Below are 23,985 nucleotides of genomic sequence, written 5' to 3' on the forward strand. Positions count from 1 at the left end.
GGGCACGCCGACGAAGGGGCTGCTCAGCAGCCGTGTGCTACACGACCCGGAGCCCAGGCGATCTGGTGTGCGAGGCGAATCAGCGCGGAGACGGTCGACATCCGGATTTCGCCTCCTTCCAGCAGATCACGAGCGGGTGCGGTCGAAGTTACGTTGCCGCGCCTTCATAGGTCAAGCACGGTTCGGTTGATTCCATGAAAGCCGGCCACCTCGACCGGCCGGTATTCGTGGGAGACCCCCATGGCGCCCGCCACCCGTCACCCGTCACCCCTCACGCATCACCCCTCACCCGTCACCCGTGGCGGCGGCGTCGGCGGCGTCGAGGAGCGCCTCGGCCACGGACGTACGGGCGTACAGCACGAAGCGCCCGGCCCGGTGCGCACTGACCAGCCCCGCGTCGCGCAGCGCCGTGAGGCACTGGGACACCCCGGCCGCCGACAGCCCCGTACGGCGGGCGAGTTCGGTCGTGGCGGCCGGGGAATGCAGCTCGGCCAGCAGCAGGGACCGCGAGCGGCCGAGTACGGCGGCCAGGGCGCCGCCCGAGGCGGCCGGCCGGGGCTCCCACAGCGCACCGATACCGCGGGCCGGATAGGCCAGACCCGGCGGATCAGGTGGTGCCACGCGGGTGAACGGCACCGGCCCGGTGAACACCGAGGGAATCAGCAGCAGACCGGTGCCGGCCGCCCTCCGCGACAGCGGTCTGCTCCGGTCGGACAGCTGCAGGGCGCTGTCGTCCCAGCTCACCGAGGCGTGGAGCTCGTTGAAGAGGTGGCCCGCGCCGTGCTCGGCGACCTGCCGCGCCCGGTGGAAGACGTCGGCGTCGAGCACCGCCCTGATCCGCACCCAGTAGGGGGCCAGAGCCACCTCCCAGTAGGCCCGGATCTCCTCCACCAGCCGCTCCAGATGGCGTGGCACGTCGTCGTACAGGCCGCGGAGCACCGGGCCGGGGCGCCCCTGCTCGGCACGCAGCCGGTCGAGCTCCCCGCGGACCCGGTCGGCGGGCGTGGCCCGGATCGCGGCGAGCTCCTCCTCCAGCGTGGGGGAGGGCCCGGCGGGCGCGGGATTGAGGAAGTCGGGAACGTACCCCGAGGGCGGCACCAGTGCGGCGAGCAGCCCGCGGTCGAGACCGGTGGCCGCCAGCCGCGGCCGCACCTGCGCCGTCCAGGCCCGGTGCACGGGGTGTTCGCGACCCGACCGGAGCAGACGCATGCTGGGCCCGACCTCCCACATCGGCGAGACCACGAAGCGCATCCGCGCCAGATCGCCCACCGAGAACGCCAGTTCCGCCCGCATCGACCGCCCACTCCCGCCTGCCTGCCCGCCCCGAGGATTCACGCATGCCTTAATCGCTGGGCCGGCAGCCTACCCGGCACCGATCATCCCGTGCATGACCTCACAGACGAACACAGCGGCAGGCACCTGGAAGCTCGGCGACCGCACGGTCAACCGGATCGGTTTCGGCGCGATGCGGCTGCCCCAGAGCGGCGAGGCCCTCATCGGCGATGCCGTCCCGCGCGACCGCGGCCGGGCGATCGACGTACTGCGCCGCGCCGTGGACCTCGGCGTGAACCACATCGACACCGCGGCGTTCTACTTCTCCCCGCTGCGCTCCGCCAACGAGCTGATCAACCGCGCCCTGGCCCCGTACCCCGAGGACCTGGTGATCGCCACCAAGGTCGGGCCCGGCCGCGACCTCTCGGGTGAATGGCTGCCCCACGCCCGGCCCGGACAACTGCGCGGCCAGGTGGAGGAGAACCTCCGTCAGCTGGGCCGCGACCACCTCGACGTGGTGAACCTGCGGATCGTCGGCACCGATTCGATCGCCGAACGTTTCGGCGCGCTGGCGGAGCTCCGGGAAGCCGGCCTCATCCGCCACCTGGGCCTGTCGAACGTCCGCCCCCACCACCTGGCCGAGGCCAGGGCCATCGCACCGGTGGTGTGCGTGCAGAACATGTACGGGATCGGCGTACAGCCCGAGCAGGACGAGTTCCTGCGGACGTGTGGCGAGCAAGGCGTCGCGTTCGTGCCGTTCTACTCGATCGCCGGCACCGGACGCCAGGCCGGGGCCGGCGGCGACGACAGCGCCGAGGTGCTGGAGGTCGCCCGGGCGCACGGGGCGAGCGCGGCGCAGGTCCGGCTGGCCTGGACGCTGCAGCGGGGACCGCACGTCCTGGCGATCCCGGGCACGGGCGACCCGGCGCACCTCGCCGCCAACGTGGCCGCCGGCGCCCTGCGGCTCTCACCGGCCGACCTGGCCCTGCTGGACTCCGTGCACCACGCCCGTCCGAAGCCGGGCGGGTCCGCCGAGGGCCCTGGGAGCACGGGCCGGGGCGGCATCCGCAACGATGCGCAGTGACAGGCGGGGTGGGATCCGCCGGGGTCACACGGTCAGCCGGTGCAGGACGACATCGCTCAGGGCGCCGTCCGGCGCGGACGCCGCGCGACTCCCGGCGGCTGCCCGTCGGCTGGGCCGTGGCCCTTGGCTTCGACTTCCTCGGCACGGTTCTGACGGCCCTCGTGCTGTGTGCCGTGGGGTTGCTGCTGCCCGGGATCACCGAGGACTACGGTCCCGCCACCGGGCCCACGTCCCCCAGGGCCCTGGGCTTCTTCCTGGCCGCGCTCGCGCTGGGCGCGTCACTCGGCGCGACGGCGTTCCTCCTCTCGCGGGCCGGGACCGGGCGTTCGCGCGCCCTCGCCCTGTGGCTCTCGGCCGTCCGGCTCGGCCTGATCGTGCTCTCGGCCGCCGCCTTCGTGGTGGATGGCATCGTCACCGTCGAGCTCGCCTGATACGGGCATGGCCTACGCTGCGGGTGTCAGGCCGCCGGCGGTGCCGGTCCGTTCGTACGCGTGGCCCGCACGCAGCACCGCGGCCTCGCCGAACGGCCTCCCCATGAGCTGCATGCCGATCGGCAGGCCCTGCGGGTCCAGGCCGACGGGAACGGTCAGTGCCGGGACCCCGGTGACATTGGCCGGGGCCGACAGCCGGACGTAGGCGTCGGAGACGCTCTCCACCGTGCCGTCGTGCCAGGTCACGGCGGTCTGACCGGCGGCCACCGCCGTGATGGGCACGGTGGGCGCGGCGATCACGTCGACCGTGTCCATCATGTCCAGCCACGCCTGCCGCAGGAGCGTGCGGGCGCGCTGCGCGCGCAGGTGGTCCCCGGCGGTCATCAGCTCGCCCGCCTCCAGCAGGACGCGTACGTCCGCCGAGTACAGCTCGGGCACGGCGCGCAGCGTCCGCTCGTGGTAGGCCGACGCCTCCGGCACCATCAGCCCCCAGTGGGTCGGCCGGATGTAGCGCGTCATCGGGATCTCGACGTCGACCAGCCGCGCACCGAGCTCCGCCAGCCGGGCGATCGCCCGCCGCACCGAGGCCTCGACGTCGGGGTCCACGTGGTCGAAGTAGTAGTTCCCCGGCACGCCCACCCGGAGGCCCGTCAGGTCCGTGCCGGGGCCCGGCCGGTGGTCGGCCGGTGGCGCGGCCACGGAAGCCGGGTCGCGCGGGTCATGGCCGGCCAGCGCCCCCAGGACCAGAGCGGCGTCCTCCACGGTCCGGGTGATGGGCCCGACGTGGTCGAGCGACCAGGACAGCGAGGTCACGCCGTGCCGGGGGACCAGTCCGTACGTGGGCTTCAGGCCGACCACGCCGTTGAGCGCGGCGGGCACCCGGATCGACCCGCCGGTGTCGGTGCCCAGTGCGAACGTGGCCGCCCGCGCGGCCACGGCCACGGCCGAACCACCGCTGGAGCCGCCGGCGACCCGGCCGCGGTCCCAGGCGTTGGCGGTCTGAGGGGTGGTCAGACCGTAGGCGAACTCGTGCGTGTGGGTCTTGCCGACGAAAACCGCCCCGGCCGCGGAGAGCCGCGCGGCGACTGTGCTGTCGCCCGGCGCCCGGTGCCCCTCGCGTACCCGCGAGCTCGCCGAGGTGGCCGTGCCGGCCACGTCGATCAGATCCTTCAGGGCGGCCGGAATCCCGTGGAGGGGGCCCCTGGCCCCGGCGGCGGCGATCTCGTCCGCCGCGCGCCGCGCCGCGTGCCGCGCACGGTCCGCCGTCACCGAGACGTAGGCCCCCAGGCGCGGCTGCACCTGCTCGATGCGCTCCAGTACCGAGTCCACCAGCTCGACCGGCGACAGGCGGCCGGTCCGTATCGCCTCGGCGGCGTCGGCCAGGGTCAGTTCATACGGCTGCATCGTGCTGTTCCCCTCCCGCGCGGTACGCGGCGGACGGCGGTGTGTCCCCGAAGTCCAGTTCCCGCAGGACGGATACGACGGAGTGGATGTGATCGGCGGTTGCTGCCACCGCCCCCTGGCGCTCCGGCGCCAGGGGGAGACCGGAGCGTGCGGCCCAGCGGGCCGCCTCGGAGGGGGTGAGGTCGTCGGTGGACATGGGTGTCCTTCCTGAACGGGCTGAGGGAGAGGGGGAGAAGAGGAGGGGGGAGGGGAGCGGAGGGGAGGAGGGGCGCGGCGGTCGGCGCCGACCCTCCGCCACTAAAAGCTAACAGGTTGCGTTAGCCGCCGGTGGGTCCTAGCGTACCTAAAAGCAAATCAATCGCGTTTAGGTGGGCCGCTTGCCCTCCGCAGCAGAAGGAAGGCTTCCCCGTGCCCACAGCACCGTCCGCCGTCGCCCCCTCCTGGGCGGTCGGTTCCGTCGTCGTCCGGCGCATCGACGAGATCCCCCTGCCGCCGCCCACCGGCCCGTGGCTGCTGCCGGCCGCCACCGCCGATGTCGTCTCCGAACAGGGCTGGCTGCGGCCCGACTTCGCGGACCGGGACGGCGTCCTGCGGCTGGACAGCCACAGCTTCGCGATGGTCGTGGACGGGCTGCGCGTCGTCGTCGACACCGGCATCGGCAACGGCAAGACGCGCGTCAACCCGGCGTGGCACGACCTGCGCACCGACTACCTCGACCGCCTCGCCCGCGCGGGATTCCCGCCGGAAGCGGTCGACCTGGTGCTGCTGACCCACCTGCACACCGACCACGTCGGCTGGAACACGCGCGCGATCGAAGGCAGTTGGGTCCCCACCTTCCCCAACGCCCGCTACCTCACGTCGAAGGCGGAGTACGACTTCTGGGCCGCCTACGCCATGGACGAGGCGCGCGCGGCCATGTTCCGCGACTCGGTGCACCCGGTCGAGGAGGCGGGGCTGCTCGACGTGGTGGACGTGCCGGCCGGGGGCGTGGCCGTGGCCGCCGGTCTGGAACTGGTGCCGGCCCCGGGGCACACGCCCGGCCACATCGCCGTACGGGTGACCAGTGGCGGTGCCGCGGCCCTGATCACCGGGGACTGCATCCACCACCCCGTACAGCTGGCGCATCCGGAGATCGGCAGCTGCGTCGACATCGACCCCGAGCGCGCCGAGGCGACCCGCCGTGCGCTGCTCGCCTCGCTCGCCGGTACGGACGCGCTCCTGCTCGGCACCCACTTCCCCCCGCCGACCGCCGGCCGCGTGGTCGCCGACGGCGACGCCTACCGGCTCGAACCCGTTCCCGGCCGGGATGCGGCCCCCGTGTCCGCCGGAGTGTGAATCGGCCCGGCCCCCGCCCCAGCCGGGGATCGGCGGTCAGCGGGTCGTGGGGCCGTCCAGCAACTCCCGTACGAGCAGGTGCGCGTAGTCCGCGGTGAGGTCGCCGGGGCGGAAGAGGATCCGGTACATCATGGGTGCCACGACCCGGTCGAGGACCGCTTCGACGTCGGGCGCGTCCTCGCCGCGCTTCGCCGCCCGGGCGAGCATGACCTCGATCTGCTCCGCCGCGTACGCCGAGCAGCGCGCCGCGTTGTCGCCGTCCGGATGGCCGAGCAGGGCGTCGCGGATGTAGGTGCGGCCGACCGGGGAGGACATCTCCTCGATGAACTGCTCGGCCCAGCCGCGCAGGTCCGCCGACAGGTGCCCGTGGCTCGGCGGCGGCGTGTCCGGCCGCAGGTGCTCCACGGCGACGTCCGACAGAAGCTCCTGCAGGTCGCCCCAGCGCCGGTAGATGGTCGACGGCGTGACGCCCGCGCGGGTCGCGACCAGCGGCACCGTCAGCTCCGACCGGCCGACCTCCTCCTGGAGTTCGCGTACCGCGGTGTGGACCGCCTCCTGGACGCGGGCGCTGCGGCCGCCTGGGCGGACCATCGGTTTGCGGCTCATGCCGGCAGCTTAAAGCAAAGTTCTTGCTTCACGAGGCCTGCGGCACCATCGGCCGTGGCGCTGTCCCTGACCGGCCTGCACCTGGTCAGCCTGCCCGCGGTGTTCGCCGCGGCCCTGCCGGCCGGTGCCGCCTTCGGCGCGGTCACGCGGGGCTCGCTGAGCATGGTGCTGGCCCCGGTCCCGCAGCCGGACCGGAGCACGACCCTGGCCGCGTACCACGTGCTCTCGTACGTGGCGATGAGCCTGCGAGCCGTAGGCGCGGGGCGTCCTCACGCAGCTGTACGGCCTGCGCGTCGCCGCCCATCTCTACGCCGCTCTCGTCGCCCTGCTCGCCGCGGCCGCACTGCTCCCGCTCACCGCGGCCCCGCTCCGCCGAGGGTCAGCGGGTGGCCACGCGCACCGCGAACAGGACCGCGTCGTCCTGGGCATCCTGCGGACCGACGGCGTCCAGGAGAGCCCGCAGCAACACGTCCAACGGAGCATCCGGGGGAGCGGCGGCGAGCCGGCGGGCAAGCCGGTCGACGTTGTCCTCGATGTCCTCACCCCGCTCCTCCACCAGCCCGTCCGTGTACAGCAGCAGGGTGCTGCCCGGCGGCAGGAAACGGCTGTCGGTGGTACGGGGCCCCGGCGGCAGTGAGTGGTGCAGCAGTACGTCGTGCCGGTCGAGGCTCTCCACGGTGCCGTCGGCGGTGACCAGGAGGGGAGCCGGATGGCCCGCGTTGGTCCACCGCAGGTGCCAGTGGCCGTCGGCCTCCGGAGTGAGGTGGGCGTGCACGGCGGTGCCGCTGGCCGGGAGGTCCAGTCGGCGGCAGGCCCGTTCGAGCGCGCCGAGGGCGCGCTCCGGACCCTCGCCCAGATGGTCCTGGTCGGCCTGGCGCAGCATGCTGCGTACCTGGCCCATGAGGGCCGCGGCCCGCACGTCGTGTCCGGTGATGTCCCCGACGGTGAGTGCGAGCGCGCCCGTGCCGGGCGTGCCGACGGCTGCGCCCGGTGCCTTCGGCAGGGGGTAGGCGTCGTACCAGACACCGCCGACCATGTCGTCCTGGGCGGCCGGCCGGTACAGGGCGGCCAGCTCCAGACCGGGTACGTCGGGGAGGTCGGTGAGCATGGCCAGCTGAAGCCGGCGGGCGACGGTGATGCGCTCGTCGAGGTGGAGGGCCCGCTCGACGGCCTGGGCGGTGTAGCCGGCCAGCGTGGTCAGCACCGCACGCTCGTCCACGCCGATGCCGTACGCGGCGTCCCACCCCAGGACCAGGGCCCCGAGGATGCCGTGCGTACCGCGCAGGGGCAGACAGGTGGCGGTGACGAGGTCGAGGGAGGCGAACGCCGGCGTGGCCGGGGGGCCGGCCACGGCATCGGCCCCGCCCCCGCCCTCCTCCGTCGGTCCGTCGACCACGATCATCCGGTTCTCGCGCACCGCCCGCGCGACCGGCCAGTCCGATGCGAGGGCGAAGGGCTCGGTGACCCCGCTCCAGGGCGGGCCGCCGTTGACGGGACTCACGACGGGGTGGAGCATTCCCTGCCGCACCAGGACCAGGTCGATGCAGGCCGGCTTGAGGTCCCCGCTGACCAGGTCCCCGACCCGCTGGCGGACGTCGTCCAGGCCGCTGGTGTCGGCGAGGTCCTCGGCTGCCCGCAGGAGCAGTTCGGAGCGGTTGAGCAGCGCGTGCACCCGGATCGCCTCGCCCTCCGCCGCCTGCGCCGCGTCCTCCGCAGCCTGGGCCGCATCCTCGGCCGCCTGCGCCGCGTCCTCCGCGGCCTCGCGCGCCTGGCGGACCGTCGCGGAGCGCTTCCGCATCCGCATCTGCGCACTGCACGCCGCCGCGAGGTCCGACAGGTCCTGCAGGTCGTCCTCGCCCCACACCCGGAGGTCGTGGTCCGTGACCGCGAGGACCCCCAGCGACTCGCCGGAACCGCCCACCAGGGGTACCCCGGCGAAGGCGAAGGCCCCGCCCTCGTCCTCGGCATGCCGCAGGAACCGGGGCCGTCCCTCCTCCGCGACCCGCCGACAGCAGGCCAGTACGGCCGGATCGGGGCTCGTCCCGATCGGCCAGCACTCCGACACCGCCCCCGCGGTCTCACCTGCCGGCCTCAGCCACACGAGCCCCAGCGGGGCCGCCAGAAGACGCGTGGCGAGCCGGGCGAATCGATTCAACCCGCTTCCTCTCCTGCCGGGGTCCACCAGGCTGCACCCGCACGTGCGATGCCTACCATGCTAGGCCGACGCCCCTGCCCCCACCCACCCTGACCTGCCCCGACCGGCGGGGAGACGGGCCCGCGGCGACGAGCAACCGTGCGTGCTCCACTCGGCCCCGGACGCACACATCCGCCACCTCGAACCCATCCACGAGGACCTGCCGGCCGCCGCCGGTTTCCGCCGGCCGCCAAGGGGCAGGCGCACGCCACGGACCGGCCGACGCGTCCGGCCGGAGCAGGCGGCGCCGCCGCCTCACGCCTTCTTCGGCCCGGGCATCCCGGCGGCGCTGCCGGGGGAGCGACTCACCGGTGACGTCCTGCGGTACCTGCGCTCCGGGGCCGACGCGGGCATGGTGGTACCGGACGCGGTCGACACCGAGGTCAGGAGCGTCCGGGTCGTCGGCGAGAGGTGACCCGTGGAGGCGACGGGACGACGAGGAGGCCAGGTGCAGACGTTCCTCCCCTTCCCGTCGTTCCAGGACTCGGCCGCGGTGCTCGACGTCCGGCGGCTCGGCAAACAGCGGGTCGAGGCCCTCCAGGTGCTGCGCGGGCTGATCGTCCCGGACTACGGCTGGCGCAGGCATCCGGCCGTACGCATGTGGGCGGGCTACGAGGAGGCCCTCGTACGGTACGGACTGGACGTCTGCCGGAACTGGACGGCCGGGGGACGCGCCGACACCTGCGCCGTCACCCTGGTCCAGGACTTCCGGGCATGGCTGCCCGGCGGCGAGCCGAGGACGCAGCCGCAGCTGGCGGCCGACGGCGACCTCCCGCCGTGGCTCGGCGCCGCCGACTTCCACCGCAGCCACCAGTCCGCCCTGGTGCGCAAGGACCCTGACTTCTACCGTCCGCACTTCCCCGAGGTCGCGGACGACCTGCCGTACGTCTGGCCCGCCTCCGACCGCGACACCGCGCCCCGCCCACCGTGACGGTCTTCACCCTGCCCTCCACCGTGTGGCCGTGGCTCTTCCACGAGACCTCGTCCCCCCGGCTCAGGTCGTCGCCGCCCTTGCCGCCCTTGCGGTCCTTGCCGTGCTTGCCGTGCTTGCCGTCCATGGCCCTCCCTTCGGGCCAGGCCGGCTGCCGTCCGGCGGCACGGCCCCGTCCCAGCCTCGGGCAGCCGTACACCTCGCGCACCTCCCGGACACGTTCTTTGCGACCGGCGGGGCCGTCGGCCGCTCGCCTACAGTGGATGGTCCATCTCCCGCGGGCTCACCGCCGTGGGACCGCGGCCCCCGGGCCCGGAGTCGAGATCCGCAGGAGACCACCATGCGAGCCCAGCCGCCCAGGGGCCGACCGGGCGACGGCGCGGACGCCCTGTTCGGTCTGGAGGACATCGACACCGGGCGGGCGCCCCGGGCGCACGAGGGCGCCGGCCCGATGTTCCGGGACACCCCGGACGCGCGCCGGATGCTGTCCGTACGGACGGTCTTCGCCGAGCCCGCGGCCGCGGCCTCCCCGCGCGGCCGGCAGGTCCTCGCCCGGTACCCCGACGCCGAGGTCGTCCCCGTCGACTCGCACTGGCGGATCCCGGACCTCCACGGCAACGAGGGGAACGTCGACCGCTGGGTCCGGATCAAGACCGAGACCCTGGTGCTGGGGGAGAAGAAGACGCTCACCACCCGGCCCAACGGCCGCTCCGCGGACTGGATCGCCCCGGGTCCCGCCAACGGCTGTGCCATGGCCTGCGCCTACTGCTACGTCCCGCGCCGCAAGGGATACGCCAACCCGGTCACCGTCTTCACCAACATCGAGCGCACGATCGCCCACCTCTCCCGGCACATCGCCCGCCTCGGCCCCAAGCCCGAGCCCAACCAGTGCGATCCGGCCGCCTGGGTCTACGACATCGGCGAGAACAGCGACTGCTCCGTCGACGCCCTGATCAGTGACAACGTGGCCGACCTGGTGGACGCCTTCGCGAAGTGGCCCACCGCAAAGGCGTCCTTCGCCACCAAGTTCGTCAACCCCGACCTGCTCCTGCTCCGCCCCCGCGGCCGTACCCGCGTGCGGTTCTCACTGATGCCGCAGGGCGACTCCAGGCTGCTCGACATCCGCACCAGCCCGGTGGCGAGCCGTATCGCCGCGGCCGCGGACTTCCTGGACGCGGGATACGAGGTGCACTTCAACCTCTCGCCGGTCGTCCTGCGCCCGGGCTGGGAGGGCGACTGGTCCCTTCTGCTGCGGCACATGGACGACGTACTGCCAGTTCGGGTGAAGCAGCAGGCGGCAGCCGAGGTGATCATGCTGACGCACAACCAGGACCTGCACGAGCTCAATCTGGGCTGGCACCCGCGTGCGGAGGACGTCCTGTGGCGGCCGGATCTCCAGCAGCCGAAGCGCTCGGAGAACGGCAGTTGGAACGTCCGCTACCGCCGCGACGTGAAGGCCGGGGCCGTCGCGAGGATGCGCGAGCTCGTCGCCGCCCACGCGCCCTGGCTGCGGATCAGGTACGCCTTCTGACCCGACGACGTCGAGAACCGTTCAACCGAGAACAGCAGGACGGGCGCGGCCGGAGCCGCGTCCGTCCCGTTCCGTTACGCCCCATCCCATCCCGTCCCGTCCCGTTCCGGCGACGGTCAGGGCGAGGGCGTGGTGCCCGGCACCGGGGTCTCGGCGGACCAGAAGTCGGAGCGGACGTTGGGGGTGGGGACGGCGGTCTCGCCCTCGTACGTGGCGCCGTTCGCCACCTTCGTCGGCGCGGCCACCTTCGAGTTCTTCACGCAGGGGCTGGTGACCTCGAAGAAGGCCTGGCCCTGGTGGCCGAAGAGCACGCTGATGCCGAAGCCGTCCGGGGACGTGGCGTAGATCGCCGGCATGTCCTTGCTCGGATTCACCGTCTTGATCCGGTAGCCGCTCGCTTTCCAGAACCCCTCGACCACACCGAGGAAGTTGCCGCGGCGCTGCGGGGAGACGATCGTCATCACCGTCCAGTAGCGCGTCACGTCGCAGCTGCCGGTGGTCGTGGTGTCGTGGACCCACTCGATCTCCGGCTTGATCGCCGCGACCGTCGCGTAGAGCATCGCGTCGGCGCGCTCCGCCGCTCCCTGCATGTCCATGCCTGCCACAGTCCCTCGTTCGTCCTTGGTGCCGCCGGTCGGCCCGCACCCGGCGAGCAGTGCGCCGGCCACGGCCATCGCACCGGCCAGGCGAATGGTCCGCGTGATGCGCTTCATCGATGCTTCTCCCTCACGATGTTCTCAGGGTGGCCGGCGACGATGTTGGCGATGTTGTCCGCCGACACCTGGTCCTTCTCCGGGGTGAAGTACTGGGAGTGGGCGTCGAACCCCCCGCCGTCCATGACCATCCTCGGCCCGTCGTCGACCAGGAAGCGCTGTGCGCCGAAGGCCTTGCTCGCCGGGTCCTTGCCGAAGTACACGTCGTCGTTGTCGATGTCGAAGAGGTCACGTCCGACCGCGACCCCCAGCGGGCCACCGGTCAGCCAGCCGAGCGCCGCCTCGTCCTTCGAGGGCAGGTGCGTGACCGGGTCGTTGTCGGCGGCGCCGACGAACACGTGCTCCTTGCCGACTCCGAGCTCGGTCGCCTTCTGCGCGTCCACGCCGGGGCTGCCGAGCAGGATCACGTCGTCGACGCCGGGGATCCCGCCGGACTGCTTCGCCGCCGTGCCCACGGTGAGCGAGCCGTAGGAGTGCCCGATCGCCGTGACATGCGGGTCCGCGTTCTGGTTCGTCGCCGAGAGGCCCGCCATGAACTGGTTGTACGCCGGGGCGCCCCGCTGCGCGTCGCCCCGCGACATCACGTCCACGTTCTGCGGGGCGTCGTAGCCCAGCCAGATGATCGAGGCGCTGGACGGGTCCACGCGCTGGGCGCCCTTGGCCGTGTCCTGGGCCCGCTTCATCGTGTCCGTGACGAACTCGTCGTTCAGCCTGGTCGAGAGACCGGGGACGTACGCGGAGACGTTCTTGGAGGTGTCGGGGTTGCCGTACGCGACGATCGCGCGCCCGTTGCCCTCGTCCCCGATGCCCAGGAGGAACATGGGCGGGCGGCTCGGTTCACCCAGCTTGTCCTGGATCATCCGGAGGGCGTTGAGCTTCGTCTCCGCGTCGTCGCCGCCCCGGCGCCCCAGGTCGTCGATGAGGACCGGCAGGTAGTTGCGGTTCGCCTCGTCGCGGGCCACCGCCGGGATGCCGTCCAGACTGCCGACCAGGTCCGGTGCGATCTCCAGGTACTCCTGGCGCTGTTCGTCGGTCAGGCCGTCCCACCACTTCTTGCGCTCGGCGGGGCTCTTGTCCTCCGGGACGTTCTCGCCGAGGTACATGCCGGCGGTGGAGCGGACGTCGGAGGTGTCCCGGGCGACGTCCTTCAGCGTGGCCGCGGTGACGTCGAGGCCCTTCTCCGCCTTCAGGCCGGTGAGGGTCTTGGCGTACCGGGCGTCGATCTCGCCCGCGGACCGCACGGCCCGGGCGATACGGTCGGCCACGTCCTGCGCCTTCGCCGCGTTCGGGTTCAGCGGCTTGAAGCCCGAGTAGCCGGGATACAGGGGCGACTGGCCCGGCTGGCCGAGGCCCGGCGGTTCCAGCGGGAGGCGGGAGCTGCCCTGGACCTTGCTGCCCGGCGCCTCCTTCTTCGCGCCGGTCAGGTCCTCGACCTCGGCGGCGGGGTAGCTGACGGACCCGTCGTCGTGGACGGTGAAGTTCAGGGCAGCGGCGTCCGCGAGGGCCTGCTTCAACTGGTTCTGCGGCTCGGCGAGATCGCTCGCGAGCCCGTTGAGCGCCGTACGGACCAGCCCGCACTCGCTGTGCAGGTACTGGAAGTTGCGGCTGAGACGCTGGAGTCTGCCGAGGGCCGCCTCCGCCGACTCGCTCTGCTGGGTCTCACGGAGCTTCGCGGACATCGCGCGGTCGACCCGTACGCGGTCGGAGTCCGCGCGGTCCGAGACCTCGTGCCACGTGTCGCCCGCCTCCGTGAACTCGGAGGTCTTGAGGTCACGCAGCTGCTTCCAGGTGAGGGTTCCGGTCATCGCTTCTCGTCCGCCTTGGATCCGCCGTCGACGCCCTTGAAGGACGCGTCGACCGCGGCATCCGTCTCGCCCATCTCCTTGGCGACCTTCAGCAGGGTGCCCTTGAGCTGCTCGCACTCGTCCCGCACCGACTGCAGGCGCTCCTCCCAGGAGGTCAGGACGCTCCCCAGCGCTGCGACGGAGCTGAGGCCGGCGGCTCCCGCCTTGACGCCCTCGTGGCCGGGGCCCAGCGCCGCCCGGCTCGTCTCCGTGGTGGTGCGCAGGTCGCCGGCGGTACGGGAGGCGCTGGTCCAAGGACCCTTGGTGTGCTGGAGGTTGCCGGTCCCGCCCCCGCCCCCGCCCGTCCCGGGGTCGGGGGCTGTCGAGGCGAGCCTCATCGCGGGGCCGTCGTCGGCCGGTCCGAACAGTTCCTCCCAGCGCTCCGAATAGGACACGGCTCCCCCGTCTACGTCTGCGTTCCGTTTCCGCGCCCGCAGAGACTAACGCAGGTCGCGCACGTGTGTGCGATCGGGAACGGAGCGCGCCCGCACGGCGCGTACCAAGCGTGTACAAGGCGGTGGATGACGGCGGAAAGCGGCCGGCTGTCAGCGGTCAGTGGTCGTGGCGTGCGCCGTGTTCCAGCGGCCGGGGGCGGGCCACGCCGGCCTCCTGGCCGAAGAGGGGCAGGGGGACCTCTTCGCCGGGCCCGGTCGCCGTGAGAGGAATGCCGAGGCTCTGACACATCCGCCGGGCCCGGGCCAGCGCGCTGAAGGTCATGGGGGAGGGGGAACGGCTCGGCAGCTCGACGGTGACCTGTGCGGGGCGGTGCGCATGGACGAGGGATTCGATCTGCAGGGCGGCCGCGGCCCGGTCGGTGACGTGCAGTTCGTGCAGGATCCTCACGTGCAGCGTGCCGTCGGCGAGGTGGTGACTGATGACCATGCCGGGCCTCCCCGCGGCCGCCGGATCCGGGCGCCCCGCCGTCGGGGACCCGGACACCAGTGTGCGGCAGCCGGCCCGCCCGGACGAGCCGGACGCGTCGGACGCCTCGGGGGCGGCCGGTGAGCGGCGCGCCCGGGCCGGCACGTCACGCCTTGAGGGCCCGCCCCGCGACCGTCAGGGCCAGGCGGCGGGGGGCCAGCGTGGAGGCCGTGGCCGAGAGCCGGTTGCCGAGGCCGACGACGATGCTGGGGGGTGTCCTGTCGCGCTCCAGCGCCCGCCGGGTCGCCGTGACGACCTGCTCCGGGGTGGCCATCCGCCCGACGGCGGCGTCCCGGCTGCCGACGACGTCGAAGAACTCCGTACGGACCGGGCCGGGCGAGACGGCGAGCACCTTCAACGAGGAGGCGCGCGTCTCGTACGCGACGGCCTCGGTGAAGTTCAGGACGAAGGCCTTGGTGGCCCCGTAGACCGCCATCGCCGGGGTCGGCTGGTAGGCGGCGGAGCTGGCGACGGTGACGAGGGCGCCCCGGCCGCCGGCCGTCAGGTCCGGCAGGAACTGCCTGGTCAGCTCCGTCAGCGCCGTCACGTTGAGCTGGATCATCTCGCTGATCCGGGTGGGGTCCTGGTCCGCGAAGGGGCCGTGGCTGCCGAATCCGGCGTTGTTGATCAGGGTGTGCACGGTGAGCCCGAGTCCGTCGAGCTCCGCGTGCAGCGCGGCCGCGGCACCCGGCCGGGCGAGGTCGGCGGCGACCGCGTGGGCCTGCCCTCCGTAGCGGCGCCGGAGGTCGGCCGCCACCTCCTCCAGCCGCTCGATGCGGCGGGCGACGAGGACGACGTCGGCTCCGCGCTCCGCCCACTGCCGGGCGAACTCGACGCCGAGTCCGGCGCTCGCCCCGGTGATCAGGGCTGTGGTTCCGCGGTATGCCATAGACATGGTCGGCGCTCCGTTCCGGTGTTCCGGCCGAGATGGACGATAATTCAAATGTAGACAGAGCAAACATTGTTGTCAATGACAACATCGAGCGAGGGGAGGCCGCCTTGGCCGACGCCGATTCGCCCTACCACCACGGCAACCTCCGAGAGGCCCTGCTGGCGCGCGCGGAAGCCGTCCTGGCCACGACGGGGGCGGACAGCCTGTCCCTCCGTGCCCTCGCGCGGGACCTCGGCGTCAGTCACGCGGCGCCGGGCCGCCATTTCCGCGACCGGCAGGCGCTGCTCGACGCGCTCGCCGTGGGCGGCTTCACCCGCCTCAACGAGGGCCTGCGGGCCGCCGTCGAGGAACCCGGCCCCGTCACCGCCCGGCTCGCCGGCATGGGGCGGGCCTACATCGAGTTCGCCGTGGCGAACGCCCCGCTGCTCAGCCTGATGTTCACGGTCAAGCACGCCGACGACTCCAGCACCGAACTGCGCGAACTCGGCCACCAGAGCCTGCGGATCGCCGCCGGGCTGATCGCCCTGGCCCAGCAGGAGGGAGTCGTACGGGCGGGCGAGCCGGACCGCCTCGCCCAGGTCGCCTTCTCCACCGTGCACGGCCTCGCGGCCCTCGCCGTCGGCTCCCTGCTGGAGGACACCCCGCTGGCCGAGGCGACCGACCTCGCCCTCGACGTCCTGCTCACCGGCCTCGCCGCCCCTCGCGGTGACGCGGCGCGCCCGGGCGCCTGACCACGCGAAGTGGTGGCACCTCCGGTGCCGCCGCACCCGTAGGGGGTGTCTCGCCGATCAGGCCGGACGCCCCTGGGTCCTGTCGTCGAAGCCCGCCTGGCCCGCGGCTCCCGGTGCCGCACCTCGCCGCGTTGCCCGGGCGCCCGAGTACGCCCAGTACGCGGGCGCCCCTCCGCCTTGCGCGGCGCGGCAGCGGACACCGCGGGCCTGCCGGCGCTACTTCGGCGACAGGGCGTAGCGCATTTCCCTCCGGGGCGCCACTTCGCGACCGGGCGGTACGGCCGCTGCCGGAGGTGGCGCGGGGGTGCGCGCCCGTGCCGCCGGGGGCCCCGCGGGCCGTCGACCTCCCCTTACGCCGCCGCCCGCCGAGCGCCGTCCACCGCCGGGGCCGGAATTCGTCGCCATCGATGGCGCATAACGGTTCCTCCGGTCCGATGAACTCCAACGAAAGTGCACGTGCGGGCAGTTGGGCGTAGTTATGCTCCCGCCGACCGGTCAGAAGGTCACCTTTTTCCGATAATTCGAGGACGCCGATGGAGCAAAGAGACATTCCACCCGAAACGGCCCGCCCGGAGGCGGGAGCAGGCCGGGCGCTGCCCGCGATCGCCTCCCTGGCCGCCGTCTGCCTGGTCGGGGCGCTTGTTTCCTCCTCCGAGCCGGTCGGCACCGTCCTGATCGCCGCGGGCGCCCTGTGCGCCGCCGCCGTGTTCGTCGAAGCCCTGCGGCGCGGCCGGGCGCTCGCCGACCGCACCGCCCGGATCGCCGCGCTCCAGCACACCCTGGCCCGCCAGGAGACCGAGGCGACCCGGCTGTCCGCCGTGGTGCTCCCCGAGGCCATCGACCGGCTGCGCCGCGGCGAGCCGGCCGAGGAGGTGCTCACCTCCCTGGGCGGCCGCGCCGGACCGGGCAACCGCTGGGGCAGCGACGACGCCCTCACCCCCCGCTTCCGAACCGCGCTGCAGGGCGTACTGGCCCACGCTGTCGACGCCGTCGACAACGAGGAGAGCCTGCGCGACTCGGCACAGCGCGCCTTCGTCAACGTCGCCCGCCGCGTGCAGGCGATCGTCCACCAGCAGGCGCACGAGATGCGTGAGATGGAGGACCGGCACGGCCGCAACCCGGACGTGTTCGGCGACCTCCTGCGCCTGGACCACGGCACCGCCCTCATCGGCAGGCTCGCCGACTCCATCTCGGTCCTCGGCGGTTCCCGCCCCGGCCGCCAGTGGAGCAGGGCCGTCACCCTCTACAGCGTCATGCGCGGCGCGATGTCGCGGATCATCGACTACCAGCGGGTGGAACTCCACTCGGTCTCCGAGGTCGCCGTCGTCGGCCCGGTCGTGGAACCGCTGATCCACACCCTCGCGGAACTGCTCGACAACGCCACCCGCTACTCCCCGCCGCACACCCGGGTCCACCTCACCGCCGTCGAGGTGCAGTCGGGCATCGCCGTGGAGATCGAGGACGGCGGCCTGAGCATGAGCGAGGAGGCCCGCGCACGCGCCGAGAGGATGCTCGCGCAGGCCCAGTCCGGCATCGACCTCAACGACCTCGGCGAGACACCGCGGCTGGGCCTGGCGGTCGTCGGCCGGCTGGCCCAGGCGTACGGGTTCCAGGTGTCCCTGCGCTCCTCCGCGTACGGCGGTGTCCGCGCCGTGGTCATCGTGCCGCAGCACCTGATCACCACCGCGTCCGCGGCGACCGGCCTCGCCCACGGCATCGGCTCCTCCTCCGGGCCCAGAGCGGTGTCCGCCACACCGCGCGAACACCCCGTCGACGCGATGCCGGCCGGCGTGTCCGTGCCCCGGCCCGCGCCGGCTCCGGCGCCCGGGCCGATGCCCGTCGCCGACGGGGCGACCACCGAACGTACGGCGACCGGCCTGCCGCAGCGGCGCCGGAAGGACCGTCTCACCACCACCGAGGTCCGGCCGGCCGCGAGGCCGCAGCCGGCGGACGACAACGGCCCAGGAATGTGGCTGGAGGCGTTCCACAGCGGCCTGTCGGGTGAGCCCGGCAAGGACGCGCCGGGCGCCCAGGACGCGTCGGGTTCAGCGACCAAAGGGGCGTAAACAGTGATGACTCAGCGAAGCAGCATGGACTGGATGCTCAAGGACCTGGCCGTCGGCGTGCCGCAGACGCGGCACGTGATCGTGCTGTCCGCGGACGGGCTCTGCGTGGCGCAGCACGGCGCCGAGACGGACACCGCCGACCGCCTGGCGGCCGCCTGCGCGGGCCTGCAGAGCCTGGCCGGAGCGGTGGCCGCCGAACTGCCCAGCTCCGAGGGCAGAATGCGGCTGGTCGTGATCGAGATGGACGGCGGGTTCTTCTATCTCATGGCAGCCGGAGACGGCTCCTACCTCGCGGTCCTGGCCGACGAGGGCGTCGACGCGGGCCTGATGGGCGCGCAGATGCGCAACCTGGTGACCCGAATGGGGGACCACCTGAGCAGCCCGCCCCGGCATGACGGGCAGCCCGCGTGAAAGAGCCGCCCTCAAGCTGGGAGGACGGCAGTCCGGAACGGCTCTACGTCATCACCGGCGGACGCAGTGGACCCTCCACCTCCGTCCAGCTGGACCTCGTGACCCTGGTGGTGGCCAAGGGGCCTCCCCGGCCCGAGATGCAGCCCGAGCAGGCCTCCATCCTGCGGATGTGCCAGTCACCGCTGTCGGTGGCCGAGATCGCCGCGTACGCCGGCCTGCCCGTGAGCGTGGTCACCGTGCTGGTCGGCGACCTGATGGCCGCTCAGCGCGTGCACGTCCGTCCGCCCATTCCCACCGCGAAGCTACCCGACCTTGCTCTGATCGAGGCAGTGATCGATGGACTTCAGAAGCTCTGACCCGCCCGCCGGGCCGTGCGAGGCGGACGTCCTGCCGCACTCGGCCGCGGCGGCCGTGAAGGTCGTCATCGTCGGCGGCTTCGGCGTGGGCAAGACGACGCTGGTCGGCGCCGTCAGCGAGATCAAGCCGCTGACGACCGAGGAGACGATGACCCGGGCAGGAGTCGGCGTCGACGACACCTGGGGCGTCGCCCGCAAGATCACCACCACCGTGGCCATGGACTTCGGCCGCATCAGCATCAACGACGAACTCGTGCTGTACCTGTTCGGAACACCCGGCCAGGAACGCTTCTGGTTCCTGTGGCGCGGGCTCTTCGAGGGCGCGCTCGGCGCCGTCGTACTCCTCGACACCCGTCGGCTGGAGATCAGCTTCGACGTCATCGGCCGGCTGGAGGAGCGCGGCGTCCCCTTCGTGGTGGCCGTCAACTCCTTCCCCGGCGCCCCCGAGCATCCGCTGGAGGAACTGCGCGAGGCCCTCGACCTGCCGCCCGCCGTCCCCATCCTCGCCTGCGACGCCAGAAGGCGGGAATCGTCCCGCGACGTCCTGCTGACCCTCATGCGCTACCTGCACTCCCAGGCAGCCACCCAGGAGGCAATGTGAGCACCACCCCCCCCCCGCCGCCCGAGTGCCCCGCCCACATGGCGGCGACCACGGGCGGCCTGTACCGCCTGCACGGAGCGGAGGCCCAGGCGGACCCGTTCGCCCTGTACGAGAAGCTGCGGGCCGAGCACGGCCCGGTGGCCCCGGTGCTCGTCAGCGGGGACCTCCCGGCGTGGCTGGTCCTCGGCCACCGGGAGAACCTGGACGTCGCGCGCACGACCTCGCGGTTCGCCCGCGATCCGCGGGGCTGGCGCGACATGAGAGAGGGCCGGGTGCCGGCCGACACCCCGCTCGGCCCCATGGTCTCCTGGGTACCGGTCTGCAACTTCACCGACGGCCCCGTCCACGAGCGACTGCGCTCCGCCGTCGTGGAGTCCCTGGAACGCTTCGACAAGCGCGGCATCCGCCGCTACGTCACCCGCTTCGCCAACCACCTCGTCGACCAGATCGCCGCCGAGGGGTACGCGGACCTGGTGCCCGCCTTCTCCGACCAGCTCCCCATGCTGGTCATGACCCAGCTCATCGGCGCGCCCGACGAGCACGGCCCGTTGCTGGTCAACGCGGCACGCGACATGCTCCAGGGGACGGAGACGGCCCTCCAGAGCGACCGCTACGTCACCACCACGCTGGAGAACCTGGTCGTCGAGCGCAAGGCCAAACCCGCCCGCGACCTCGCCTCCTGGCTGATCGAGCACCCCGCGGACCTGACCGACACCGAAGTGCTCATGCACCTGCGCGTCGTGCTCATCGCGGCCTACGAGACCACCGCCAACCTGATCGCCAACACGCTGCGCACCGTCCTGACCGACCCGCGCTTCCGGGCAAGCCTCTCCGGAGGCCACATGACCCTGCCCGACGCACTGGAGCAGGTCCTCTGGGACGACCCGCCGATCAACACGATCATCGGCCGCTGGGCCACCGGCGACACCGTGCTCGGAGGCCGGCAGATCAAGGCCGGGGACATGATCCTGCTCGGTCTGGCCGCGGGCAACGCCGACCCCCAGATCCGGCCCGATCCGGCCGCCTCCCTCCACGGCAACCGCTCCCACCTGGCCTTCAGCAGCGGTCCGCACGAATGCCCGGGCCAGGACATCGGGCGAGCCATCGCGGACACCGGCATCGAGGTCCTGCTGGACCGGCTGCCCGACCTCCAGCTGGCGGTCGACGTGACCGAGCTCCAGTGGCGGGGCACCCTCATGTCCCGTCACCTGCTGTCGCTGCCGGTACGGTTCGCCCCGCGCTCCACGGCGCCCCCGGCCCCGGCCCCGCAGCTCCCGGTGGAGCAGCCGGCCGGGCACCCCGTCCACCCGGTGATCCCGCCGCAGCCGGCGGCGCCCCCCGCGCCGCCGGTGCCCGGCGGCGGCCGCAGGCGCCGTGGTGTCAGCTGGTGGCGCCGGCTGCTCGGCCGCCGCTGACCCGGCCCGACGGGCCGACCGGTGCCACACGCCCGAGGTCCCCGGCCGGTGCGGCCGGGGACCTCGGCGTACCGCTCAGCCGTGGAGCTGCCGCCACCAGGACGCCAGGGCCGGTGGCACCGGGGCCTCGGCCCCGGCGGTGCTCGGGTGCTCTGCGTACCGGAGCGCGAACCGGGCCTCGGGCACGGGCAGTTCGTAGCGGTTGCGCGGACTGGCGTACCGGGGCGCACCGGCCTGCCAGGCGATGGAGCCGGCCACGTAGTGGCCCAGCGCCGCGAGGTGACGGTGCAGTGCGCCGTCCCCGTGGCACGCCTCGTCCGCCAGCCGGGCCCGCAGCCCGGTGAAGAGGACCATCACCCGGTCACGCAGGGCCACGGCGAGCGGTACCGCCTCGGCAGGGGAGCAGCCCTCCTGGTGGGCGAGAACGTTGACGAGGTTCACCTCGCGCGGCTCCAGATGGTCGTCCTTGTCGTAGGAGAACAGGTCGTTGTCCGCGCTGACGACGAAACCGGCCGCGTCCGTCAGGGCCGTCAGCGCGGGGGAGCACAGGACGTCCGCCGGCAGCCGGTCCCCGCGGGCGACGTCCGACCAGGTCAGCGAGAAGCGGGTGCCGTTCGCCAGCGGCCCCATGGCGACGAAGTCGTTCAGCCCCGGCATGGAGCCCGCCTCGGCGCGGGCGGCCCGCCAGGCCGCCCCGAGCAGCCAGTCCCTGGTCCCCTCGACGAACCTGCGCAGCTCGTAGGGGGTGAGCATGGCGTGCGTACGGCCCACCAGGTCCAGCAGGGCCCGGGTCATGGGCCCGTCGGGCAGTACGGACACCGCGGGGTCCTCGACGGTCCGCAGCAGCCGCACCCCGTGGTCGACGACGGCCGCCGTGTCCGCGTCGTCGGAACCGGAGTCCTGCCAGTCGTCGACGGCGTTGGCCCAGTAGTTCCACTCGGTGAACAGCAGCACGGCCTCCACGTCCCCGTCGGGGACGATCCGGCAGGAGAAGTCGGCGCTGTGGGTGGCGAGCCCCCAGGCCCGCTCGACCGGATCCGGGTACAGGCCGAAGGCGTCCACCCACTCGACGGCCCGGGCCTCGACCTCCTTCGCCCGGGGATGGACGAGGTCGCGCGGCAGGGGGCAGTAGAAGGGCGGCAGGCCCGGACCGAGGCGCGAGGGCCGTGGCGGTGCGGTCATCGGCCACCACCGATCCGGAAGCGCAACAGCCTTGTCTCCACCGCGTGTTCGCGCCAGAGCCGGAAGAACTTGCTGTGCGCGATCGTCGACTGTTCGAGGCGGTCGTGCGTCCAGGCTCCGGCCCCGGCGCCGGAGCCAGCTCCGAGCCGGTCGAGTTCGGCGGTGTTCCACGCCATCGACTGCATCCAGAACTCCGCCACCGCGTCCGTCACGTCCTCGTCCTGCACCAGCTCGAAGCCGGCCGCCTCGGCAGCGGCCAGGTACTCCCCGCGCCGGCCCAGCCGGGTTCTGTAGTAGCCGTCCATGAACTCCCGCCATTCGGAGGCGCCCACGAAGTGTTCCTGGATCCCGAACCATCCGCCGGGCACCAGGGCCCTGGCGACGACCTCGAACAGGCGGGCCCGGTCGGTGTAGCCGCTGCTCTCATTGGCGTAGACGGCGTCGTACGCGTGCGTCTCGTCCAGGTCGTGCACGTCCGCCAGTACGGGTCTCACACGGTCCGCGACGCCGCTGTGCAGGGCGAAGTGCCTTACGATGGGCAGGTGTTCGGGTGTGACGGTGAGGCCGGTGACCGAAGTCCCGTGCTCCTGGGCCCAGTAGAGCGACGTACCACCGAGCCCGCAGCCGATGTCGAGCAGGCGCCGGGGAGGCGCTTCGTACGCGCCCCAGGTGCGGGCCGCGTGGTCGACTATCCGCTCCTGAGCGGCGAACAGGCCCTGTTTCAGCAGGTTCTGGGGGACGGTTGTCTCAGGTGGACCGTCCGGGTACAGCCCCACGTGGAAATGGACGCGTGGGCCAGGACCGTACTTGTGCAGTATCTCCTGTGTCTTGCGGCTGTAGTAGAGCCGCACCGGGTCGTCTGCGGCCGCACCGGGTCCGCCGCATAAAGTCCGTACGAAGGGTGTAACGCACATGGGGTGTCCGCCCTTTCGTGGGGTAGGGCCGCCCTCCGGGACGCGCTGCGCCGCTCTCGTGGCGTCCCGAACGGCACACTGTTGAAGCACGGACCATCGTGGCACTTCACAGGCACCACGTCAGCCCGCCGGAGCAGCACGGTACCGTCAAGATCCTTGCTGTGAAGGCTGGTTGATGTCATGCGTGGGCGTGCTCCCGCGCCGGGGACGGCGCCAGCCGGACGAACGTCCGGGCGTCGGTCACGGCCGCCCCGCCCGGGTCGTTGTTGAAGTACGCGAAGACGTCCGCGCTCGCCGGCCAGGTGTCCGCGATCCGGGCCGCCCAGCTGCGCAGGGCCGTCCTGCCGTACCGGGGCGCCGGGTGGGCACGGCCCTCGTGGAACCGTACGTACCCCCAGTCCGCGGTGCGCCACAGCGGTGTCACGGGCCGGGACCCGCGATCGGCCCAGCACAGGGCCGCGCCGCGGCCGGTCAGGACCGAGCGCACCTCCTCCGTCCACCAGGACTCGTGCCGGGGTTCGACCGCGACGCGCGTACCGGCGGGAAAGCAGGCCAGACACGCGTCGAGTGCGTCCGGGTCGGCCCGCAGCGTGGGCGGGAGCTGCAGCAGGACCGGTCCGAGCCGGTCGCCGAGGGCGGCGGCGTGCGCCATGAGCCGGTCCACCGGCTCGGCGGGTTCGCGCAGGCGTTTGACGTGCGTCAGGAAGCGGCTGGCCTTGACGGCCATGACAAAACCGGACGGAGTGCGGGCGCGCCACTGGGCGAACGTTCCGGGTGACGGCAGCCGGTAGAAGGCGGCGTTGCTCTCCACGGTGCGGAAATGAGCGGCATACTCCTCCAGCCACAGGCGCTGCGGCCGGCCCGGCGGATACAGGACGCCCGCCCAGTCGCGGTACTGCCAGCCGGACGTGCCGACGTGCACGGTCATGCCGTGCGCCTGCCCGCCGCGCGGTCCGGCACACCTCCACCTCCGGTTCGAGGAGGAGGGCGCCGGGCAGAAGGGGACTGCCGCCCCGCGGTCCCGGCCGCGGGACGGCGACGGTCCACCCCCCGGCGGTGTTGCGGGCCGACGACCGCGAGGCCGCCTTCGCGGGTCTGGTGGCGGACCTCTCGGTGGCCGCCACCGTGCTGGAGTGACCCGCGAGGGTGGC

General features: G+C 73.1%; 25 protein-coding genes and 1 pseudogene. 13 read left to right on the plus strand and 13 right to left on the minus strand.

Annotated features, from left to right (window positions below):
* Positions 1-285: 285 nt before the first annotated feature.
* Positions 286-1,293 carry an ArsR/SmtB family transcription factor gene (locus AAT21_RS06055; protein ID WP_200904339.1) on the minus strand — a complete coding sequence of 336 codons (1,008 nt, stop codon included), beginning with the start codon at positions 1,291-1,293 and terminating at the stop codon, positions 286-288.
* Positions 1,294-1,387: 94 nt separating this feature from the next.
* Between AAT21_RS06055 and AAT21_RS06060 the strand changes: the two genes are divergently transcribed.
* Both AAT21_RS06060 and AAT21_RS06065 read left to right on the plus strand, forming a co-directional pair.
* Positions 1,388-2,356, plus strand: coding sequence for an oxidoreductase (locus AAT21_RS06060; RefSeq protein WP_079025480.1), 969 nt, complete (start codon positions 1,388-1,390; stop codon positions 2,354-2,356).
* Between the two features lie 116 nt (positions 2,357-2,472).
* Positions 2,473-2,787: a hypothetical protein gene (locus AAT21_RS06065; RefSeq protein ID WP_046775737.1), complete on the plus strand. Its 315-nt coding sequence runs from the start codon at positions 2,473-2,475 to the stop codon at positions 2,785-2,787.
* A 12-nt stretch (positions 2,788-2,799) separates the two neighbouring features.
* Here the strand turns inward: AAT21_RS06065 and AAT21_RS06070 are convergent, their stop codons facing one another.
* Together AAT21_RS06070 and AAT21_RS06075 are read right to left on the minus strand one after the other, a co-directional pair.
* Positions 2,800-4,191 carry an amidase gene (locus AAT21_RS06070; protein WP_046775738.1) on the minus strand — a complete coding sequence of 464 codons (1,392 nt, stop codon included), beginning with the start codon at positions 4,189-4,191 and terminating at the stop codon, positions 2,800-2,802.
* Positions 4,178-4,387, minus strand: coding sequence for a hypothetical protein (locus AAT21_RS06075; RefSeq protein ID WP_046775739.1), 210 nt, complete (start codon positions 4,385-4,387; stop codon positions 4,178-4,180). Before AAT21_RS06075 ends, AAT21_RS06070 begins: the two co-directional genes overlap by 14 nt.
* Before the next feature lie 212 nt (positions 4,388-4,599).
* On the opposite strand from AAT21_RS06075, the gene AAT21_RS06080 reads away from it, so the two are divergent.
* The gene (locus AAT21_RS06080) at positions 4,600-5,526 is read left to right on the plus strand and encodes an MBL fold metallo-hydrolase (protein WP_046775740.1); all 927 of its coding nucleotides are present in this window, start codon (positions 4,600-4,602) and stop codon (positions 5,524-5,526) included.
* A 36-nt stretch (positions 5,527-5,562) separates the two neighbouring features.
* Here the strand turns inward: AAT21_RS06080 and AAT21_RS06085 are convergent, their stop codons facing one another.
* Positions 5,563-6,132 (minus strand): TetR/AcrR family transcriptional regulator, encoded by a 570-nt coding sequence (locus tag AAT21_RS06085; RefSeq protein WP_046775741.1) that lies wholly within the window; start codon positions 6,130-6,132, stop codon positions 5,563-5,565.
* A 379-nt stretch (positions 6,133-6,511) separates the two neighbouring features.
* A complete protein-coding gene (locus AAT21_RS06090; protein WP_157879635.1) occupies positions 6,512-8,287 on the minus strand; it encodes a SpoIIE family protein phosphatase in 1,776 nt (591 codons plus the stop codon).
* A 142-nt stretch (positions 8,288-8,429) separates the two neighbouring features.
* Here AAT21_RS06090 and AAT21_RS39970 point away from each other — a divergent pair, with 142 nt between their 5' ends.
* The 3 genes from AAT21_RS39970 to AAT21_RS06105 all read left to right on the plus strand — a co-directional run bounded on the left by AAT21_RS39970 (position 8,430) and on the right by AAT21_RS06105 (position 10,788).
* The gene (locus AAT21_RS39970; protein WP_046775743.1) at positions 8,430-8,741 is read left to right on the plus strand and encodes a hypothetical protein; all 312 of its coding nucleotides are present in this window, start codon (positions 8,430-8,432) and stop codon (positions 8,739-8,741) included.
* 33 nt (positions 8,742-8,774) lie between these two features.
* On the plus strand, positions 8,775-9,257 hold the full coding sequence (locus tag AAT21_RS06100) for an MSMEG_6728 family protein (RefSeq protein WP_046775744.1): 483 nt from the start codon (positions 8,775-8,777) through the stop codon (positions 9,255-9,257).
* Positions 9,258-9,597: 340 nt separating this feature from the next.
* Complete coding sequence (locus AAT21_RS06105) at positions 9,598-10,788, plus strand: spore photoproduct lyase family protein (protein ID WP_046775745.1); 1,191 nt, start codon at positions 9,598-9,600, stop codon at positions 10,786-10,788.
* Positions 10,789-10,904: 116 nt separating this feature from the next.
* On the opposite strand, the gene AAT21_RS06110 is transcribed toward AAT21_RS06105, so the two are convergent.
* From AAT21_RS06110 to AAT21_RS06130, 5 genes are all read right to left on the minus strand, one after another.
* Positions 10,905-11,501 carry a hypothetical protein gene (locus tag AAT21_RS06110; RefSeq protein ID WP_046775746.1) on the minus strand — a complete coding sequence of 199 codons (597 nt, stop codon included), beginning with the start codon at positions 11,499-11,501 and terminating at the stop codon, positions 10,905-10,907.
* The gene (locus tag AAT21_RS06115) at positions 11,498-13,306 is read right to left on the minus strand and encodes an alpha/beta hydrolase (protein ID WP_046775747.1); all 1,809 of its coding nucleotides are present in this window, start codon (positions 13,304-13,306) and stop codon (positions 11,498-11,500) included. The genes AAT21_RS06110 and AAT21_RS06115 overlap by 4 nt, the downstream gene beginning before the upstream one ends.
* The gene (locus AAT21_RS06120) at positions 13,303-13,740 is read right to left on the minus strand and encodes a hypothetical protein (protein ID WP_052757666.1); all 438 of its coding nucleotides are present in this window, start codon (positions 13,738-13,740) and stop codon (positions 13,303-13,305) included. The genes AAT21_RS06115 and AAT21_RS06120 overlap by 4 nt, the downstream gene beginning before the upstream one ends.
* A gap of 157 nt (positions 13,741-13,897) precedes the next feature.
* Positions 13,898-14,227: a hypothetical protein gene (locus AAT21_RS06125; protein ID WP_063838068.1), complete on the minus strand. Its 330-nt coding sequence runs from the start codon at positions 14,225-14,227 to the stop codon at positions 13,898-13,900.
* A 145-nt stretch (positions 14,228-14,372) separates the two neighbouring features.
* Positions 14,373-15,161 carry an SDR family NAD(P)-dependent oxidoreductase gene (locus AAT21_RS06130; RefSeq protein WP_046775748.1) on the minus strand — a complete coding sequence of 263 codons (789 nt, stop codon included), beginning with the start codon at positions 15,159-15,161 and terminating at the stop codon, positions 14,373-14,375.
* Between the two features lie 104 nt (positions 15,162-15,265).
* Between AAT21_RS06130 and AAT21_RS06135 the strand changes: the two genes are divergently transcribed.
* From AAT21_RS06135 to AAT21_RS06160, 6 genes are all read left to right on the plus strand, one after another.
* Positions 15,266-15,889, plus strand: coding sequence for a TetR/AcrR family transcriptional regulator (locus AAT21_RS06135; RefSeq protein ID WP_046775749.1), 624 nt, complete (start codon positions 15,266-15,268; stop codon positions 15,887-15,889).
* 533 nt (positions 15,890-16,422) lie between these two features.
* Positions 16,423-17,955 carry a sensor histidine kinase gene (locus AAT21_RS06140; RefSeq protein ID WP_046775750.1) on the plus strand — a complete coding sequence of 511 codons (1,533 nt, stop codon included), beginning with the start codon at positions 16,423-16,425 and terminating at the stop codon, positions 17,953-17,955.
* Between the two features lie 6 nt (positions 17,956-17,961).
* Positions 17,962-18,366, plus strand: a complete 405-nt coding sequence (locus tag AAT21_RS06145; RefSeq protein WP_200904340.1) for a roadblock/LC7 domain-containing protein — start codon at positions 17,962-17,964, stop codon at positions 18,364-18,366.
* Complete coding sequence (locus tag AAT21_RS06150) at positions 18,363-18,722, plus strand: DUF742 domain-containing protein (protein ID WP_046775752.1); 360 nt, start codon at positions 18,363-18,365, stop codon at positions 18,720-18,722. Before AAT21_RS06145 ends, AAT21_RS06150 begins: the two co-directional genes overlap by 4 nt.
* On the plus strand, positions 18,703-19,323 hold the full coding sequence (locus AAT21_RS06155; protein ID WP_046775753.1) for a GTP-binding protein: 621 nt from the start codon (positions 18,703-18,705) through the stop codon (positions 19,321-19,323). Before AAT21_RS06150 ends, AAT21_RS06155 begins: the two co-directional genes overlap by 20 nt.
* The gene (locus tag AAT21_RS06160; RefSeq protein ID WP_046775754.1) at positions 19,320-20,738 is read left to right on the plus strand and encodes a cytochrome P450; all 1,419 of its coding nucleotides are present in this window, start codon (positions 19,320-19,322) and stop codon (positions 20,736-20,738) included. The genes AAT21_RS06155 and AAT21_RS06160 overlap by 4 nt, the downstream gene beginning before the upstream one ends.
* A gap of 75 nt (positions 20,739-20,813) precedes the next feature.
* Here the strand turns inward: AAT21_RS06160 and AAT21_RS06165 are convergent, their stop codons facing one another.
* The 3 genes from AAT21_RS06165 to AAT21_RS06175 form a co-directional block, all read right to left on the minus strand.
* Positions 20,814-21,920 carry a terpene synthase family protein gene (locus AAT21_RS06165; protein ID WP_046775755.1) on the minus strand — a complete coding sequence of 369 codons (1,107 nt, stop codon included), beginning with the start codon at positions 21,918-21,920 and terminating at the stop codon, positions 20,814-20,816.
* The gene (locus tag AAT21_RS06170; RefSeq protein ID WP_235438698.1) at positions 21,917-22,696 is read right to left on the minus strand and encodes an SAM-dependent methyltransferase; all 780 of its coding nucleotides are present in this window, start codon (positions 22,694-22,696) and stop codon (positions 21,917-21,919) included. The genes AAT21_RS06165 and AAT21_RS06170 overlap by 4 nt, the downstream gene beginning before the upstream one ends.
* Positions 22,697-23,012: 316 nt before the next feature.
* On the minus strand, positions 23,013-23,762 hold the full coding sequence (locus tag AAT21_RS06175) for a DUF72 domain-containing protein (RefSeq protein ID WP_046775757.1): 750 nt from the start codon (positions 23,760-23,762) through the stop codon (positions 23,013-23,015).
* A 92-nt stretch (positions 23,763-23,854) separates the two neighbouring features.
* Here AAT21_RS06175 and AAT21_RS38675 point away from each other — a divergent pair.
* A pseudogene (locus AAT21_RS38675) lies at positions 23,855-23,971 on the plus strand (UdgX family uracil-DNA binding protein); the annotation flags it as partial.
* Between the last annotated feature and the right edge of the window lie 14 nt (positions 23,972-23,985).

Source organism: Streptomyces yangpuensis (genome assembly GCF_001005295.1).
Lineage (GTDB): Bacteria > Actinomycetota > Actinomycetes > Streptomycetales > Streptomycetaceae > Streptomyces > Streptomyces yangpuensis.